13 protein-coding genes are annotated in these 17,116 nt (G+C 64.4%); 8 read left to right on the top strand and 5 right to left on the bottom strand.

Going from position 1 to position 17,116, the window contains the following annotated elements; all coding sequences use genetic code 11:
- The first annotated feature begins 21 nt into the window (after positions 1–21).
- The 4 genes from J2Y58_RS18100 (at position 22) to J2Y58_RS18115 (ending at position 3,306) form a co-directional block, all read left to right on the top strand.
- Positions 22–1,431 carry a methyl-accepting chemotaxis protein gene (locus J2Y58_RS18100; RefSeq protein WP_310106311.1) on the top strand — a complete coding sequence of 470 codons (1,410 nt, stop codon included), beginning with the start codon at positions 22–24 and terminating at the stop codon, positions 1,429–1,431.
- 129 nt (positions 1,432–1,560) lie between these two features.
- The gene (locus J2Y58_RS18105; protein WP_310106314.1) at positions 1,561–1,998 is read left to right on the top strand and encodes a globin family protein; all 438 of its coding nucleotides are present in this window, start codon (positions 1,561–1,563) and stop codon (positions 1,996–1,998) included.
- Positions 1,995–2,471: a hypothetical protein gene (locus J2Y58_RS18110; protein ID WP_310106317.1), complete on the top strand. Its 477-nt coding sequence runs from the start codon at positions 1,995–1,997 to the stop codon at positions 2,469–2,471. The genes J2Y58_RS18105 and J2Y58_RS18110 overlap by 4 nt, the downstream gene beginning before the upstream one ends.
- Before the next feature lie 100 nt (positions 2,472–2,571).
- Positions 2,572–3,306, top strand: a complete 735-nt coding sequence (locus J2Y58_RS18115) for an HAD family hydrolase (protein WP_310106319.1) — start codon at positions 2,572–2,574, stop codon at positions 3,304–3,306.
- Between the two features lie 154 nt (positions 3,307–3,460).
- Here the strand turns inward: J2Y58_RS18115 and J2Y58_RS18120 are convergent, their stop codons facing one another.
- Entirely contained in the window at positions 3,461–4,246 is a 786-nt protein-coding gene (locus J2Y58_RS18120; RefSeq protein ID WP_310106322.1) for an SDR family oxidoreductase, read from the bottom strand.
- A gap of 101 nt (positions 4,247–4,347) precedes the next feature.
- On the opposite strand from J2Y58_RS18120, the gene J2Y58_RS18125 reads away from it, so the two are divergent.
- The 3 genes from J2Y58_RS18125 to J2Y58_RS18135 all read left to right on the top strand — a co-directional run bounded on the left by J2Y58_RS18125 (position 4,348) and on the right by J2Y58_RS18135 (position 7,553).
- On the top strand, positions 4,348–5,349 hold the full coding sequence (locus J2Y58_RS18125; protein ID WP_310106324.1) for a LysR family transcriptional regulator: 1,002 nt from the start codon (positions 4,348–4,350) through the stop codon (positions 5,347–5,349).
- A 153-nt stretch (positions 5,350–5,502) separates the two neighbouring features.
- Complete coding sequence (locus J2Y58_RS18130; RefSeq protein WP_310106328.1) at positions 5,503–6,504, top strand: alpha/beta hydrolase; 1,002 nt, start codon at positions 5,503–5,505, stop codon at positions 6,502–6,504.
- Positions 6,501–7,553, top strand: coding sequence for a serine hydrolase (locus J2Y58_RS18135; protein ID WP_310106331.1), 1,053 nt, complete (start codon positions 6,501–6,503; stop codon positions 7,551–7,553). Before J2Y58_RS18130 ends, J2Y58_RS18135 begins: the two co-directional genes overlap by 4 nt.
- Before the next feature lie 164 nt (positions 7,554–7,717).
- Here the strand turns inward: J2Y58_RS18135 and J2Y58_RS18140 are convergent, their stop codons facing one another.
- Positions 7,718–8,638: a VOC family protein gene (locus J2Y58_RS18140; protein WP_310106334.1), complete on the bottom strand. Its 921-nt coding sequence runs from the start codon at positions 8,636–8,638 to the stop codon at positions 7,718–7,720.
- 497 nt (positions 8,639–9,135) lie between these two features.
- On the opposite strand from J2Y58_RS18140, the gene J2Y58_RS18145 reads away from it, so the two are divergent.
- The gene (locus J2Y58_RS18145; protein ID WP_310106337.1) at positions 9,136–10,932 is read left to right on the top strand and encodes an SLC13 family permease; all 1,797 of its coding nucleotides are present in this window, start codon (positions 9,136–9,138) and stop codon (positions 10,930–10,932) included.
- Positions 10,933–11,057: 125 nt separating this feature from the next.
- Here J2Y58_RS18145 and J2Y58_RS18150 read toward each other — a convergent pair whose 3' ends face one another.
- The 3 genes from J2Y58_RS18150 to J2Y58_RS18160 all read right to left on the bottom strand — a co-directional run bounded on the left by J2Y58_RS18150 (position 11,058) and on the right by J2Y58_RS18160 (position 16,690).
- A complete protein-coding gene (locus J2Y58_RS18150; RefSeq protein WP_310106340.1) occupies positions 11,058–14,294 on the bottom strand; it encodes a PAS domain S-box protein in 3,237 nt (1,078 codons plus the stop codon).
- A 246-nt stretch (positions 14,295–14,540) separates the two neighbouring features.
- Positions 14,541–16,514, bottom strand: coding sequence for a PAS domain-containing protein (locus J2Y58_RS18155; protein WP_310106343.1), 1,974 nt, complete (start codon positions 16,512–16,514; stop codon positions 14,541–14,543).
- Positions 16,511–16,690, bottom strand: a complete 180-nt coding sequence (locus J2Y58_RS18160; RefSeq protein WP_310106346.1) for a type II toxin-antitoxin system ParD family antitoxin — start codon at positions 16,688–16,690, stop codon at positions 16,511–16,513. Before J2Y58_RS18160 ends, J2Y58_RS18155 begins: the two co-directional genes overlap by 4 nt.
- Positions 16,691–17,116: the final 426 nt, after the last annotated feature.

Below are 17,116 nucleotides of genomic sequence, written 5' to 3' on the forward strand. Positions count from 1 at the left end.
CCGGCTGGTAGGAGTACGAAGATGATTGCCTGGTTCCGAAACAACGCCCCGATCCGCGTCAAATTCCGCGTGGTCGTCGCCTTCCAGATCCTAGTCGCCGCGCTGAGCCTGAGCCTGATCTACATGGCGGCGATGTCGCCAGCGACCGAGGTGTGGAGCATCATGCTGGGCGGCTCGGCACTGGCCTCGCTACCGGTCTTGCTGACTTGGTACAGCGGCAAGCTGATCAGCGACCCCTACGTCACGACCGTGGTGCGGATGGAAGCGCTCGCGGCGGGCGATCTCGAGGCTGACATCCTGTTCTCCCACCATCGCGACTGTGTCGGACGGATGAGCCGAGCAATGCGGGTCTTCCGCGACAATGCCGAGACGATCCGACGAGACACAGCGGATTCGCAGGCGATGGTCGACGCGCTGGGCTCCGGGCTCGGACGAATGGCGTCGGGCGACCTGACGTTGCAGATCAACGCGCCGCTGGCCGCGCAGTTCGAAACGGTCCGCCACGACTTCAACGCCGCCATGACGGCAATGGCTTCGACGCTGAACAGCGTGTCGGTGGTTGCGGACGGGATCAACAGCGGGAGCGCTGACATCCGCGCTGCGTCGGACGATCTGTCGCGCCGGACCGAGCAGCAGGCGGCGGCGCTCGAGGAAACCGCCGCGGCGATGGACGAGATCACGGCCACGGTCCGCCAGACCGCCGAGGGGGCGAACAAGGCCAGCGCGCTGGTGCTGCAGGCACGCGGTGAGGCGCATTCGTCCGGTGAGATCGTCGCGCGCGCCGTGACCGCGATGGACGGGATAGAGCGCACGTCGGTCGAGATCGGCGAGATCATCAGCGTCATCGACGGCATCGCCTTCCAGACCAACCTGCTGGCACTCAATGCCGGCGTCGAGGCGGCGCGCGCCGGGGACGCAGGCAAGGGCTTTGCGGTCGTCGCCTCCGAGGTGCGCGCGCTGGCGCAGCGCTCGGCGGATGCGGCCAAGGACGTCAAGGCGCGGATCGCCGCCTCGACGGTGCAGGTCGAGGCCGGGGTCGAGCTGGTGAGCGCCACCGGGTCGGCGCTGCGCGGCATCATCGGCCGCGTTGAGGAGATCAACACGATCGTCTCGACGATCGCCGCCTCGGCCGAGCAGCAGGCGATCGGTCTCCAGCAGGTCAATTCCGCCATCTCCGAGATGGACGGCGTGACGCAGCAGAATGCGGCGATGGTGGAAGAGGCGACCGCGGCGACGCGCACACTGGCCTCGGAAGCGCAGGATTTGGCAGCGGAGGTCGCGCGCTTCACGCTTGCCGGTAAGAGCGAGCGTCGGCCGGTCCAGCAGCGTCACGATGTCGGCGGACAGCGTTCCAGGCTCGAAGTGGTGCGCTCGGCGCCGCGAGTCACCGCGCTGCGGCCGACCGCGCAGGAAGACTGGTCTTCGTTCTGACGGAATCACAACCGTGGCCCATGCACCCCAGCACCCTTAACCCTCGTTCTTTCGGCCGACGTACGACCGGCTCGATCACCGCGCCCCGTTAACGCACCGGTCTCTTTTGCGCTGTACCTGCGGATCATGATGACCGGCGATCAGATTGAGTTGGTTCAGGAAAGCTTCGCCCACGTGCTGCCAGCAGCCGCCGGCGCAGCACACACTTTCTATGATCGGCTGTTCACGCTGGCGCCGGAAACGCGCGCGCTGTTCCGCGGCGATATCGACGATCAAGGTCGCAAGCTGTTTCTCACGCTCGCAGCCGTCGTCGATGCCCTCGATCAACTCGACAAGGTGGTGCCGGTCGCCCGGGCGCTGGCCATCAGGCATGTCGGTTATGGTGTCGAGGAGCGGCATTACTCGATTGTCGGCGTGGCGCTCATCGAAACGCTACGCGGCGCGCTCGGGCAGCGCTTTGACACCGCAACCAAGGCGGCATGGACGAGCGCCTATGCCATCCTCTCGGGCGTCATGATCGCGGCCGCCAACGAAGCCGTTTCGGTCACGCGAGGCGTCGCCGCATGATCGACAGTTCTTTGGCGCCGCCGACCCTCTTCGGATCGAGCGATCAACGAAAAGCGCTGCGCGTCCAGGCGGAAGGATACGTCCTCCGTGCGAGCCTGATGATGCGGCGCGCCCGGACGCTGGTGACAAACGACCGCGTCGACGCAAGCGCTCTGCTCACGGATCGGCGAACCGCGCTCGGCCAGCACTTCCAGCGCTACCAACGCCTGAAGCATGGCAGCATCTTTGATCCGATCGTCGCCTACGCACCTACTTCGAGCAAAATCGTCGCCAGAGGCATGAAGATCGACTGCATGGAGTTGGGGGAGGAATTCGTTGCATACCAAACGCGGTGGTTGCGCGTGCCCTTATCGGAGTGGCGATGGTACAAGGCTGACATGCTCGCCACCGTGGACAAGCTCTCGCTCCATCTGGACGCAGAGCTGCGGGCGATACGCCAGCTGCTGATGGTAGCCGAGTTCTACCATAAGTAGCAGCTTGTCTGGATCACCTCATGATCCTCGTGACAGGGGCAAGCCCCGCTTCCGACGCTTGATCGTAAAGTCCGAGGCATAGCAAACGCAGCGTTTTACAATGAGCTACCTCGTGGTGCCGATCACCGTACGCCGTGCGTTGCAGCGTCAACTCGGGAGCGATGACACCATGGCCATCAAGGCAGTCCTTTTCGACATCGACGGCACTCTCGTCGACAGTAACGACTATCACGTTGAGGCTTGGCAGACGGTGTTCAACCGGATCGGCGCGACGTTCGATGATCGGGCGGTTCACGATCAGATCGGCAAGGGCACCGACATGCTGGTGCCGACTCTGCTCCCGGACGCAGACGAGGCCGAGGAGGAGAGGATGGGCGAGGAGCACGGGCGGATATTCAAGTCGAAGTACCTGGAGAAGGTTACCCCTTTCGCCGCCGCCAGAGACCTCCTTGTAAAGGTCAAAGACAGCGGCCGGCAGGTCGTGCTGGCGTCCTCCGCGTCATCGGAAGAGCTGGAGTATTACGTCAGGCTGCTGGATGCCGGCGAGATCGTCGGCGTCTCGACCACGTCGGACGATGTCGAGAGAACCAAGCCTGCCCCCGACATTTTCGCCACCGCTCTCGAGAAGCTTTCGTCGCTCGAGGCCAGCGAGGTGATCGTCGTAGGTGACACGCCGTACGACATCGAAGCGGCTGCCAGGTGCGGCATCGCAGCCGTTGGCGTCCGATCGGGCAAGTTCAACGACCAAGCGCTTCGTGGGGCCGGCGCTGTAGCGCTGTACGACGATGTCGCTGCCCTGCTAGCTGATTTTGAGGCTTCGCCATTGAACGGCTGACGATCCGTGCTGCGCACGTGACCGGGGCAGCGACGATGTCCACGATCGTGGCCCGACTGACCCACAATTGGTCATTCGCGCCACCTCGCGCGCATCCCTACCTTCGCCGTTCGTTCATCTTCTAAAAGGCTGTGTAAGGAGAGCTTGGGTTCCCCTACGCAATCGTCGGTATGATACCGCCTTCGACCCGCACCGCTGCTCCGTTGGTGATCGCACCAAGCGGGCTCGCGAGCAGCGCCACCTGTGCGGCAATCTCCTCGGCTTCAATCAGCCGGCGGATGAGCGATAGCGGCCGCATCTTGGCAAAGAACTCAGCTTCGCGCTCATTCTCAGGCGCGTCCTTGTTGTCCACGACCGAGCGGATGAACTCGACGATACCCTCAGAGCGAGTAGGCCCAGGCAGAACCGAATTGACTGTCACGCCCGTACCGCGCGTCTGCTCAGCCAACCCCCGTGCGATCGCGAGCTGTGCGGTCTTGGTCATGCCGTAGTGGACCATTTCGCTCGGCACCACGAGTGCGCTCTCACTTGCGACGAAGAGGATCCGCCCCCAGTCCCGCGCTAGCATGCGGGGGAAGTAGTGACGTGCCAACCGGGCTCCGCTCACGACATTGACCTCGAAGAGGTGATGCCAATCATCGTCGCTGATCTCCGTAAACCGCTTCGCCTCGTAGATCCCGAGATTGTTCACTAGAATGTCTGCGTCGGGCACTGCCTCGATAAGCGCCATGGCACCGGCTGACGTCGCCGGGTCGGCGAGTACCGTTGAAACTCGCCCTGCCCTGCTCAGCCGCTGTGCGGCCGCGTCCAATTTCGCGCGATCCCGGCCGCAGATCGTAACCGCGACGCCTTCCAGTGCGAGCCGCTCGGCGATCGCTAGGCCGATACCGGCGGTAGAGCCAGTGACGACAGCTGTCTTGCCATCGAGTTGCAGGTCCATGCGTCATCTCCTCGTGAACGCCGCTACACCTATGCGCTCCAACCAATGCTGATTAGATCGAACTTCATCAACGCAGAAGTGCATCGGAGTCACCAATCAGCATGGATAATCGGCTTGGCGAGATGATGATCTTCTTAGCTGTGGCGGAGCACGGCAGCTTCGTTGCGGCTGCACGAGCGCTGCGGCTCACGCCCTCAGCCGTGAGCCGTGCAATGGCACGTTTAGAGCAGCGGTTGGGAGTGCAGCTGGCATCTCGGACGACCCGAGCGCTCGCGTTAACAGCAGAGGGCCGAGCCTACCGGGAGCGCGTCGAAGGGCTGGTCGCGGAGATCGACTCAGTTGAGCGCAGTTTCGATGTAGATCGTTCGCCGCGAGGCCTTCTGCGGGTCAATGCATCGGTCCCGTTCGGCACGCATTGCCTGCTGCCAATCCTTCCCACGTATCTCCGCGAGAACCCGGCGGTGACGGTCGACCTGACCATGACAGACGCGCTCGTCGGACTAGTGGAGGAACGTGCCGACGTGGCCATCCGTGTCGGCCCGTTGCGTGATGCCGACATCAGGGCGCGCAAGCTTGGACGAAGCACGATGGCCGTCGTAGCTAGTCCAGCCTACCTTCAAGAGCGAGGCGAGCCGATGCATCCGCATGATCTGGAGCATCACAATTGCCTGCGCTTCAACTTCCGCCGTTCGGTCGACAGCTGGCCGTTCCGCATCGACGGCAGGACGGTGCAGCGAACTCCTACAGGTCCCTTCCTCGGCAGTTCCGGTGAAGCGGTGCGGCTGATGACGCTTGCGGGCGGCGGCATCGCACGCCTTGGCGGCTTCCACATCGCGGAGGACCTCGCTTCAGGTCGCCTGGTGGAAGTACTACCCGCTTTCAATCCCGGCGACGGCGAGGACATTCACGCGCTTTTCGTGCCGCACGAGCGCCTGGCGGTTCGGGTGCGGTCCTTCGTCGATTTCCTGGTTCGCCATCTTCGCTTGGGTCAGGCTGCCTCGCTGGAGAGCAGTCGATCCTGCTGTGATGGCAATTGCGACGTCAAGCACCTCGGTGGCTGTAGCACAGAAGCTGCATCGACAGCTGCTCCTACCCTTCCGTAACAAGACCCACTTTCGGCCGTTCACGGGCTTTCCGCGCAGTCCGGAACCTGCCGTTCATTCATGTCAGCCACTTAACTGCTTAATCCAGCGCTTCGGCATGAACTGGCGTTACGCCTTGAGGGATATCGACGTGGCGACCGGTGTTGACCACTAATGCGTGATCGCTTGCTCTCCGCCCTCGTCTGCTCGGCCATGCTCTCGACCACCGCCGGTGCGCAAACCGAGCCGCTAGGCGCCAATCTGGAGCGGTTCGACTATCCGGCTCCCGTGCAATGGTTCGAGGCAGAGTCACAGGGCCATCCGGTTCGCATGGCCTTTCTCGACTGGCCGGCGACCGCCAAGCCCAACGGCATGACGGTCGTCCTGCTCCACGGCAAGAACTTCTGCGCCGCGACTTGGGGCGACATCGCGCGCGGACTGGCGGCCGCGGGCTACCGCGTCATCGCCCCGGACCAGATCGGCTTTTGCAAATCGTCGAAGCCAAATGGCTATCAGTATAGCTTTCACGCCATGGCCGCACTGACCGCGGCGCTGCTCGACCGGGCCGGCGCCGGCAAGGTCGTGCTGGTAGGCCATTCAACCGGCGGCATCCTCGCCACGCGTTTCGCGCTTCTCTCTCCCGAGCGGGCTGCGAAGCTGGTGCTGATCAACCCGCTCGGCCTCAACGACACGCTAAGCGAGGGCGTGCCCTATACCGACTTGGGCAAGCTGCGCGCCGAAGAGGCGAAGGTCGACGCCGCGTCGATCAAGGCCTATCAGCTTCGCAACTATTATCATGGGGTCTGGCGTCCGGCCTATGATCGCTGGGTGGCCATGCTGGCCGGGCAGTATGCCAGCCCCGATGGTGACACGGTGCGAGAGGCACAAGCGCGCCTGTCCGACATGATCCAGACCCAGCCGGTCGCCGCCGAACTGCCGCGCCTGATGGTCCCGACCACGCTCATCATCGGCCAGCGCGACCTGACCGCCTTTCGCGCAAGCAGCGCGCCGGAGAATCGGCGCGCGCGGGTCCGCACCGTGCCGCAAGCGGCCGAGGAGGCGGTGAAGCGCATCCCCGGCGCTCGCCTGATCCGCCTGGACGATCTTGGCCATTCGCCGCAGGTCGAAGCGCCCGCCGAGTTCCTGCTGACGCTTCGTTCCGCGATCACGCCATGAAGCGATATGCCTGGACGTTGGCGCTCCTCCTCGCCAGCGGGTGCGATGCCGCGCCTGCGCCACGGCAAACGGCCGTATCCAGCCCGGTCGAGACGCGCGGTTTGGACAGCGCCATGCTCGCCAACACCATCGCCCAAGCCCGTCGTCTTCCCCGGCTCCGCTCGCTGCTGGTTCTCCGCGACGGGCAAGCGCTGGCGGAGCAGCGGTTCAACGGCGGGCCGCCGCTCGACCGGCCGGTCAATATCAAGTCCGCGTCCAAGTCGGTCCTGTCCGCGCTGGTCGGCATCGCCATCGCAGAAGGCGTACTGACCGGCGTCGATCAGCGCGCGCTGTCGGTGCTCGGCAGCGATGCGCCGGCCAATCCCGATCCACGCCTCGACCGGCTGACCGTCGAGGATCTCCTGACCATGCGTGCAGGGCTGGAGCGGACGTCCGGCGAGAATTACGGGCGCTGGGTGTCCAGCCGCAACTGGGTCCGCTTCGCCCTTTCTCGCCCTTTTGTCGACGAGCCGGGCGGTTCGATGCTCTACTCAACCGGCAACACGCATCTGCTATCGGCGATGCTGACGCGGGCATCGGGGCGCGACACCCATGTCCTGATGCGCGACTGGCTGGCGGAGCCGCTCGGCATCACGATCCCGCCATGGTCGCGCGATCCGCAGGGCATCTATTTCGGCGGAAACGAAATGATGATGTCGCCGCACAGTCTGGCGCGGTTTGGCGAGCTTTATCGCCTCGGTGGCATAATCAACGGCCGGCGGATCATCTCCGCCCGCTGGATCGAAGAGAGTTGGACCCCGCGTACCGTGTCTCCGTGGAGTGGTGGGCAATATGGCTATGGCTGGTTTGTCGGCACCAGCCGCGGCCATCCGCTGCGCTTCGCCTGGGGCTATGGCGGGCAGATGCTGTTCATCGTGCCAGACCTGAAGCTGACGGTCGTCATGACCTCCGACCCCGGGGGCGCGCGAGACAATGGTCATATCGCTGCGCTCCACACGCTCCTTGATGACGGAATTGTGCCCGCCGCTGAGCGGGGTAGTGCGCCGTAATGGTCCGGTGGTGAAGATGCCGCAGATCGAGCAAGCAATCCCAAAGTGAGGCAGAAGCGAGACCGATTCCGAGGATCGCGCCCAGGCCCACTGACCCAGATGCGGTCGCTTAAAGCCCTTTTCCTTGCTCCGCCTTTCTGCCGTTCGTTCAACGTCGCCAGCACCTACCCAGTCGGGCTCTCGGCCGTGAAGGGTGAGCAGCACGGCTTAGTCACAGGCTGGAATTCCATCAGTTCGACGCGCGTGCCGTCGGGATCGTAGAGGTTGGCCTGCCACTTGCCGTCGAGGCCCATTTGCGGACCGTCGTGACGCGGGCTCAGCCGAGCTTCCCGGTGCAAAGTTGTGATGGCGGCCTGCATGTTTGGAACACCCAAGGACAGGTGATTGAGTACGCCGAGCTGGCGGGCGTCGACCTTGGTTAGCGGCACGCCCGAGCCCGGACCGACCATCATGTATTCCAGCCAGTCCCGACCGTCGGGTGTCTGCTGCGACACCCAGTCGACCTTGTCGGGCTCGAATGCGCCATACCAGTACGGCCGGAAGCCGAGCAGGCGGCGGTACAGCCAGTCCTGCTTGGCTCGGTCGTGGACCGCGAAGCCGACGTGGATGATGCGCCCGCTGATCGCGCCGGGAACGGCGTTGGCGTCAGCGCTCGCGGATTGCACGAACTGGATCTCGTTGCCTTCCGGATCACGCAGGGCAAACCAACGATCTCCTTCGGTGGAGCGCTGCATCGCGCCGAGGCCAGAGACGCCCGACGTGGCCAGCCAGGCCCGCAGCGCCGACGCATCCGTCGTCGCGTAGGCGACGTGCGCCAGCATGCTGGGCCCCTGTCCGGCGGGTGCGGGTAGCACCTCCACGAATTGGCGCCGGCTCAGATAGTAACGGACACCAGCCGGGTTCTCGGGGTCCGTGCCTTTTCGGGCGCCCAGCACGTGCGTGTAGAAGTGCTCGGACTTTGCCATGTCCCGAGCATAGACAGCGAGGTGCGAGATGCCGGTGATGGCCGGACGCGGACCCGGCGGCGCCTTGGCCCCGAGCAGAGCGGCAGCTGCACAGGCCAGGACTGCGAAACGGCGGGTCACGGCAGCCTCTCCTCACCCAGCCGCGTTTCGGGCCGTGGCGAGCAGCCTACCCAGCTATGTGGGCACTGTCAAGGGTTCACGTGCTTGGCTCCCGTCGATACCGTTGCGGAGGGGTGCGATGCCGCAATCGGCTACGGCGCCGCACTGGAATAAAAAGCGGTCTCCGCACCGAACATTGACCGGCACGGCCACTCTCTTTGACCCACATTCGGTCATTCAAAGCCGATCAGCAGCGACCGGAAATTGGACATCCATTCAGCTGTCGCAAGTCGGTCAACAATGGACTGAACTGCAGGCACCTCCCCTATGGTGGCGGTGCTGAGCGCATCGGCCCGCCATGATCACCATCTCCACAAGTCTGACCAGTCGTGAGTCGCTCCTTCACCGAAGCCGCCGACGCTGGCGTAGCTATCAAGGGCATTGTTCCTGCGGTATTTAATCACGCACCTCGCGAGGCGCCGGACATTGTCCTGCCCTCGCGCATTGGGCGTCTGACGATGACGCTCCCCCAGATCCTTTCGATCGCCACCCTCGTCGGGATGATGGCGCTCTTCATCTGGGGTCGGTTCCGCTACGACGTGACCGCCATCATCGCACTCCTGGCTGCGCTGCTGTTAGGGATCGTGGCGCCGGCCGACGCCTTCAAGGGGTTCTCCGACGACATCGTCGTGATCGTGGGATCGGCGCTGGTTATCTCAGCCGCCGTGCAGCGTTCGGGTGTCGTCGAGCGCACGCTGCGCCGCGTCGGGCGCCGCGTGAAGCGCGTGCGCTCGCAGCTTCTGGTGCTGGCGGGATCGGTCGGCCTGGCGAGCGCACTCGTCAAGAACATCGGCGCGCTTGCCATGCTGATGCCCGCATCGTTCCAGATGGCGAAGAAGAACGACGTCAGCCCGTCGGTCTTCCTGATGCCCATGTCCTTCGCTGCGCTGCTAGGCGGCCTCATGACGTTAGTCGGCACCTCGCCCAACATCATCGTCAGCCGCGCGCGGGAGCAGATGACCGGCGAGCCCTTCGGCATGTTCGACTATACGCCGGTCGGCCTTTGCCTGTTCGTCGTCGGGCTGCTGTACCTGAGATTTGCCTATCGCCTGATCCCGCGCGACCGCCGCGCCGCAGCGACGATGGGCGAGGCGCTGGACATCACCGGCTATGTGACTGAGGTCGTCCTGCCCACCGGCTCGCCTGCCGTGGGCGAGACGGTGCAGGCGTTCCTCGACCGGCACGAGGGCGAAATCACGATGACGCAATTGCTGCGCACGGGGATGCGCAGCGCGCCGCTGCCCGACACCGAGTTGCGTGAGGACGACACGCTGATCCTCGGCGGACAGCCCGATGCGCTGGAGCGCGTGATCGCGGGCGACCGGCTGGTCTACGAGGGCGAGGACCGCGAGAAGTCGCAGGAGCGCCGCGACAAGGAACAGGGCGGCACCGCCGGCGAGGTCGGGGTGATTGAGGCGGTGGTGAACGTCGGATCCCGGCTGGAGGGCCAGACCGCGGGGCGGCTGAACCTGCAGCGCATGTTCGGGGTCAACCTGATCGCGATCTCGCGTCGTGGCGAGCGGCTGTCGCGGCGGCTGGCGAACACGGCGTTGCGCGCGGGCGACGTCGTGGTGCTTCAGGGCACGCTGGACACGATGCCGGACCGGCTGCGTGAGCTCGGCTGCCTGCCGCTGGCGGAACGCGACGTGCGCCTAGGCTCCCGGCGCGCGACGTGGCTGCCGATCTCGATCTTGGCTGTCGCCATGTTCCTGACCGCGATGGGCTGGGTGCCGGTCGCCGTCGCCTTCTTCGCGGCGGCCGGAATGGTGATGGCGAGCGGCGCGATCAGCCCGCGCGATGCGTACGACAATGTCGAATGGCCGATCCTCATCATGCTAGGGGCGCTGATCCCGGTGTCGGATTCGCTTCGCACCACCGGCGCCTCGGACGTGATCGCGACGGGGCTGGCGCAATTCGCGACGACGCTTCCGGCCTGGGGCGCGGTGGCGCTGATCCTCGCGGCGGCGATGGCGGTGACGCCGTTCCTGAACAATGCGGCGACGGTGCTGGTGATGGCGCCAATCGCGGCGCAATTCGCGGGCGACCTGGGCTATCGGCCCGAGGCGTTCCTGATGGCGACAGCGGTCGGCGCGGGCTGCGATTTCCTCACCCCGATTGGACATCAGTGCAACACACTTGTGCTGGGTCCCGGAGGCTATCGCTTCGGCGATTATGCCAGGCTGGGCGCCCCATTATCGGTGTTGGTGCTGCTCCTGGGCACGCCGCTGATCTTATTTTTCTGGCCGCCGGCATAGGTCGTGAACCGCTGACGTGAGGCCAACGCGATTGTGACCCAGAAGCCGCCATTTAGGTGGCTGCCGTAACTGCTCGGAAGCGGACGTTCATCCAGGTGCCAGCTATGCCGACTGGACAAAGCCGTTTAAGAACGCTGGGCTTCGATCATGCCCTGAATACGAGTTGCAAGCGCGTCGATGGCGAAGGGCTTGGTGATCATGGACATGCCGGGACCTAGGAATCCGTTGGCGAGGGTGGCGTTCTCGGCATAGCCGGTCATGAAGAGGACCTTGAGGTCTGGACGCCGCTCGCGCGCTGCGTCGGCGAGTTGGCGCCCGTTCAGTCCGGGCAATCCGATGTCAGTGACGAGCAGGTCTATGCGCCGCTTAGAGTGCAGGATCTTCAGGCCAGACGGCCCATCCACCGCCTCAAGCGCACGGTAGCCAAGCTCCTCCAGAACGTCGACCACGAGCGCGCGAACGGCGGTCTCATCCTCGACGACGAGCACGACCTCGCCTCGATCAGCGCGGAGGTAGTCTCCCTGCTCGGTGCTATGGCTTTCCTCCTCTTCTCCCTCACCATAGTGGCGTGGAAGGTAGAGCTTGAAGGTCGTGCCGTTGCCGACCTCCGAATAAATCTTGGCATACCCTTCGGACTGGCGCGCAAAGCCATAAATCATAGAGAGACCGAGGCCAGTGCCCTGGCCGGTCGGCTTGGTGGTAAAGAACGGCTCGAAGGCCTTGGTTATCGTGTCGGCCGTCATGCCCATACCCGTGTCGGTCACGCAGATGCAGACATATTGGCCGGGCTTCACCTCGCGTTGGCGTGCTCCATAAGCGTCATCAAGATGCGCATTGCAGGTCTCGATGGTAAGCATGCCGCCTTCCGGCATGGCGTCGCGCGCATTGATCGCCAGGTTGAGGATCGCGCTCTCGAGCTGGTGTGGATCACACAGCGTCTGCCAAAGCCCTCCGGCAGTCACAATCTCAAGCCGCACGGCCTCGCCGATCGTCCGGCGCAGCAGTTCCTCCATGCCGGTGACGAGCCGGTTGGCGTTGACCGGCTTGGGATCAAGCGGCTGACGGCGGGAGAAGGCAAGCAGGCGATGGGTCAGCGCTGCGGCACGGTTGGCCGAGGTGATGGCGGTCGTCGTGTACCGCTCTATTTTGCTCATGTCGCCCTTGGCGAACTGGCGCTGCATCATGTCGAGCGAGCCGATCACGCCGGTGAGCAGGTTATTGAAGTCGTGCGCTATACCGCCGGTGAGCTGGCCGACCGCCTCCATCTTCTGAGCTTGGCGCAGTTGCTCCTGAGCCGCCTCCAACTCGATCTGACGCGCCTTCTCGTCGGTCACGTCCCTAGTCACGGAGTAGAGCTTGCCGCCCTCGGGCACTGCCACCCAAGACAGCCATCGCCAGTCGCCGCTTCTGGTACGATAGCGATTCTCGAACTGCATCACTGGACTGCCAGCCCGCACCTGCTCGAAAGCTGCGGCGCTCGCGCTCAGGTCGTCCGGATGCGCGAACTCCGTATAAGGGCGACCTTCGATCTCGTCGGTGCGCCAGCCCAGCGAGGCAGACCAGGCCGGATTGACCGTATCAAACGCGCCGGACTCCAAGTCGATGACGGACAGTAGGTCGATGCTGAGCTGCCAGATGAGCCCACGCTCGCGGGATCGTTCGACCACCTCGCGCTCCAGGTCCGCGTTGAGCGCACGCAGCTGGTCCTCGGCCCTCTTGCGCTCCGTGATGTCGAGCGAAGACCCGACGAGGCCGACTACGTCCCCCTGTGCGTCCCGGAATGGCGCTTTAGTGGAGAGCCAGACAGCATGGCGCCCATCCGAGAAGCTGACCACCTCCTCAAGAGCTTCCGTGCGGCTTTCCGTCATGACGCGCGCATCGTTGGCCATCACCGCCTCGGCCTGCGCCGGATCGTCCAGGAACTCGCGATCGGTGCGGCCGATGATCTCGGGGATTGGCTTGCCCACCAGCTCGACCGTGCCACGATTGGCCGCGATCATCCGGCCCTGGCGATCCTTGGCATAGACCACGCCGGGAACCGCCTCCATTACCGCCTCGAGCAGGGTCTTGGCCCGGCGCAGCGCGTCCTCGGACTCGCGACGCTCGTCGATGTCAATGACGGAGCCGACATAGCCCAGATACTCACCATCGGCGCCGAACCGAGGGCTCGCGGCGTCTATCGCCCAGCGGTAAGTGCCGTCTGCCCGACGCAACCGGTATTCGGCCTGGAACGGCCGCTGCGCAGCGTTGGCCTCGATGAAGACCTGCTCGGCTTCAGGCTTGTCATCGGGGTGGGTGGCATCGAGCCATCCGTAGCCAAGCGCCTCTTCCTCGCTCTGTCCGGTGAACTCGTACCAGGCCCTGTTGAGGTAAGCGCAGTGGCCGTTCGGGTCGGTCACCCACATCATGACGGGCGTGTTGTCGGCCATGTTGCGGAAGCGCCGTTCGCTTTCGCGCAAGCGCTCCTCAGCCCGGCGCTGTTCCGTCACGTCGACGACGTGGTGAATGAGCGCCTCGACCGCCCCGTTGGTGCCAATCAGAGGCGAATTGACGGGGTCCCACCAGCGCTCTTCGAACCCGCCGATCGGGCGCGCGATATCGTATTTCTGGCGCGGCATCGTATCCGGCCGCTTGGTCGCGATCGCGCGCTCGAGCGATGCACGAAGGTTGGTGACGCCGGTCGCGCCTGTGTCGTCGGGGTTGTCGGGCATGGCCTCGAACAAGCCGCGCCCAAGGAAATCCTCGCGAGTGCGCATCACGGCGGCAAGGTACGCGTCATTGACCTCGACGATGGTGAAGCGGGGCGCGTCGGGTGCAAGGACCAGAAAAGGCGTAGGTGAGGCTAAGAACATTCGCTGGAATGCGCGGCCGGCCTCCACTCTCTCGGTCGTCTCCAAGCCGTTGCAGATGAAGCCGCGGATCACGCCAGCTTCGTCGCGCAATGGCGTCCAGGAAAAAGTAAAATAGCCGATTTCCACGCCTTCGCGCCCAGCCAGCGCCGCAGGCCGATCGACAAAGTGCTGGGCCTCGCCGGCCATTACCGCATCAACAAGCGGGCGGTACTCCTCGGTGATCTCCGACCAGAGTTCATAGAACGGCTGGCCCAAGCCTTCCGGGTGCTTGGCGCCGACGATCGGGATGTAGCCGTCGTTGTAGAGCGAGGTGAGCTCGGGTCCCCAGGCGATGTAGACCGGCTGGTGCGAGCTGAGCATCAGATCGACCGCTGTTTTGAGGCTCTGCGGCCAGATCTCGATCGGACCAAGCCATGTGGCCGACCAGTCGCGCGTCCGCACCAATGTCGCCATCTCCCCAGTAACGGGGAAACCTGGCCAGACCTTCGATGACGCGTCGTGCAGGCTCATCCGCCACCCAGTCCACTTAACTAAGCCGCGATCCGACGGACTGGCGGCGTTTCACCCTTATCAAAGAGTTAGCAGCCAAGGGGTCTCGGAGAAAGAGCCCGGCTCACTTCGTAGCCCGCTTGCGGGTGTGCAAACGCACTATCGGGACTTTGGTTCTGGTACCAACCAGTCGTGAACGCATCACGGCCGTTCGGCTACCAGCCGCTGTTCGTGGTATTCGTCCATGCCACTCATACTGACGGGAAATCACCTTGTGATCGCGGATCGCAACACGCGCGCGAGCCCCTCAGCCGTATAAGGCTTCTGCAGCAGCTCGAAGCCGTGCGATCCCTCCTCGGCCAGCACATGGCTGTAGCCGCTGGTCAGGACCACCGGCAGCTTCGGGAATTGCGTGCGCAGCGTCTCGGCAAGCTCGATGCCGGAAGTGCCCGGCATGACGACGTCGGTGAAGACGATGTCGAATTTGTCGGGCTCGGCCACGACGAGCGCCAGCGCCTCTTGCGCGCTCGGCACCCACATGTTGCCGTACCCGAGGTCGCCGATGAGCTGGGCAGCGAACTCACCGACCAGTTGATTGTCTTCGACCAGCAGCACGCATCCTCCGCCTGAAGGAGGCACGGCTGCGGTCGGCGCGGTAAGCTCGGCGTCGCCGGCGGCCTGTTGGTCGTCGGCACGCGGGAGATACAGGGTGAAGGTGGCGCCTGTTCCGGCACCGCCTTCGATCACGATATCACCACCCGACTGCTTGGCGAAGCCGAACACCTGGCTGAGTCCCAGCCCGGTGCCTTTGCCGACATCCTTGGTGGTGAAGAAGGGTTCGAACACTCGTGGCAGGTCCGCCTCGGTGATCCCGCTACCGGTGTCGCTAACGGCGACCGAGATGAAGCGTCCCGCCACCGCCGCATGGCCCCGGGTCGCGGGAATGTTTTCGCGTTCCTCGACGAGGATCTTTAGCTGGCCTTCTCCCTCCATCGCATCGCGCGCGTTGACTGCCAGGTTGAGGATGGCGGTATCGAACTGGGTCGGGTCCGCCTGGATGACACAGGGTTCGCACTTGATGTCGAAGTCGATGGCGACACGCGATCCGGACACACTCCGTAGCACGTCCTCGCTGGCGCGAAGTCTTTCGACCACATCGAACGGCTCAGCCTTGAGCGGCTGACGCCGCGCGAAGGCCAGAAGCTGGTTGGTGAGCTTGGCTGCACGCTCCGCCGTTTCCTTGATCGAGGCCAGGTAACGCTGGCGCTTCTCCTCGGCGAGGCCGGGCCGGCCGAGCAGGTCGATGCTGCCGAGGATGACGGTGAGCAGATTGTTGAAGTCGTGCGCGACACCGCCTGTCAGCTGCCCGATCGCCTCCATCTTCTGGCTCTGCCGCAAGGCTTCCTCGACCCGCTCGCGCTCGGCGACTTCCGCCATCAGCGTGCGCTGCGACTCCTCCAGCGCCGCCACCTGGTCGGTCACGGCATGTTCGAGTGAGAGGTTGAGGTCCTGGAGCAGTGCCTTGGCCTTCGCCTCGTTCTCCACGTCGATGCAGGTGCCGATCCAGCGCAGCACACGCCCGTCGTCGTCCAACTCGGGCACACCCCGGCAGGCGAAACAGCGGTATTCGCCCTCGCGATCCGCGACCATGAACGTCTGATCGAACGGCTCGCCCGTCCGGACCGCTTCAGCCCAGGCATCCCGCGCCCGATCGCGGTGCTTGGGGTGAATTGTCTCGAGCCACTTGTCGCCGAGCAGGTCGGGATCTTCCCGGCCGGTGTAGGTTTTGTAGCGTGCGTTCGTCCGCACATAGTGGCCGTCGCTGTCCGCTTCGAACACGAAGCCGGGAAGCGCGTCCGTCAACATGGTGAGGCGACGCTCGGTTTCGCGTTCCTTGGTCCGGTCGCGGATGATCTTGAGGAACCCCGAGCCGCTATTGAGCGGCATCATCAGCCCCGAGCCCCAGAAGCGGCTCTCGTCCTCCCGCAGGTGGAGGCGCTCGTCGACCGCGCGCCCGTCGCTGAGCGCCCGCTCCATCTCGTGCTCAGGTGAGCCCGCCTCTTGGTCCTCCTTGGTGAAGAGAATGCGCCCGTGCTGGCCAATCGCCTCCTCGGGCGACCAGCCCAGGATCGTCTCCGCGCCCGGGTTCCAGCTTGTGATGCGGCCGCGAGCATCGAAGGTGATGATCGCGAAGTCAGTCGAACTTTCGATGATCTGTTGAGCAAGAGTCGGGTCGATCATCCTCGACGTGCTTCCGCCTGTGCGAAACGCCCGTTCTCCTGTCGCTCGATCAGCGTCCGCAGGCCTGCCCGGATGACCTCACTGGCGGTGGAATAGTGTCCGGAAGCGACCTCGTCGGCAACGAAGCGGTCGAGTTCCTGGCTGAGCGAAACAGTGCGTATCTGCCGACGCGGCATCCGGCCTCCGAAGACTCAATTAAGACAATGCAATACACCTCATACGCAGCCCGGTTCCTGGATGCGGAAGCCTTTCGAGCAGAACCGATCCGGTGGCAGCGTGGCGAGCGGCAGCTATCCGCTTCGGGGCTCCCGATAGCTGCCGGGCAGAAATGTCCCCAACTTCAGCCCAACCCGCCTCCCACCGAGCAGGACGAACGAACGACGGCTTTCAGGATCCTTGGCCGGCAGGTCGAACGACCGACATTGGGGCGCAGAGCTGCCAGTTCGGTTCGGCTGAACGAAGGTCCGCTTCTGCCGCCCCCCCGCCCGAAAGCGGTCAGTCAGCTCTCCACCGAGGCTGTGTGGAAACGCGTTGATGTGGTAGCCTTCCCTCATTGATGGAGGCGCTAGAATGAGCCGTTTCATCGAGGGTTTGGATCGGCG

The sequence above is a fragment of the Sphingomonas sp. BE138 genome (assembly GCF_031456125.1).
GTDB lineage: Bacteria > Pseudomonadota > Alphaproteobacteria > Sphingomonadales > Sphingomonadaceae > Sphingomonas.

Bases quoted from the DNA above. Each gene is read 5' to 3' on its own strand.
- J2Y58_RS18100 (WP_310106311.1), top strand. From the start codon at position 22: ATGATTGCCTGGTTCCGAAACAACGCCCCGATCCGCGTCAAATTCCGC.
- J2Y58_RS18105 (WP_310106314.1), top strand. From the start codon at position 1,561: ATGACCGGCGATCAGATTGAGTTGGTTCAGGAAAGCTTCGCCCACGTG.
- J2Y58_RS18110 (WP_310106317.1), top strand. From the start codon at position 1,995: ATGATCGACAGTTCTTTGGCGCCGCCGACCCTCTTCGGATCGAGCGAT.
- J2Y58_RS18115 (WP_310106319.1), top strand. From the start codon at position 2,572: ATGAGCTACCTCGTGGTGCCGATCACCGTACGCCGTGCGTTGCAGCGT.
- J2Y58_RS18120 (WP_310106322.1), bottom strand. From the start codon at position 4,246: ATGGACCTGCAACTCGATGGCAAGACAGCTGTCGTCACTGGCTCTACC.
- J2Y58_RS18125 (WP_310106324.1), top strand. From the start codon at position 4,348: ATGGATAATCGGCTTGGCGAGATGATGATCTTCTTAGCTGTGGCGGAG.
- J2Y58_RS18130 (WP_310106328.1), top strand. From the start codon at position 5,503: ATGCGTGATCGCTTGCTCTCCGCCCTCGTCTGCTCGGCCATGCTCTCG.
- J2Y58_RS18135 (WP_310106331.1), top strand. From the start codon at position 6,501: ATGAAGCGATATGCCTGGACGTTGGCGCTCCTCCTCGCCAGCGGGTGC.
- J2Y58_RS18145 (WP_310106337.1), top strand. From the start codon at position 9,136: ATGACGCTCCCCCAGATCCTTTCGATCGCCACCCTCGTCGGGATGATG.
- J2Y58_RS18150 (WP_310106340.1), bottom strand. From the start codon at position 14,294: ATGAGCCTGCACGACGCGTCATCGAAGGTCTGGCCAGGTTTCCCCGTT.
- J2Y58_RS18155 (WP_310106343.1), bottom strand. From the start codon at position 16,514: ATGATCGACCCGACTCTTGCTCAACAGATCATCGAAAGTTCGACTGAC.
- J2Y58_RS18160 (WP_310106346.1), bottom strand. From the start codon at position 16,690: ATGCCGCGTCGGCAGATACGCACTGTTTCGCTCAGCCAGGAACTCGAC.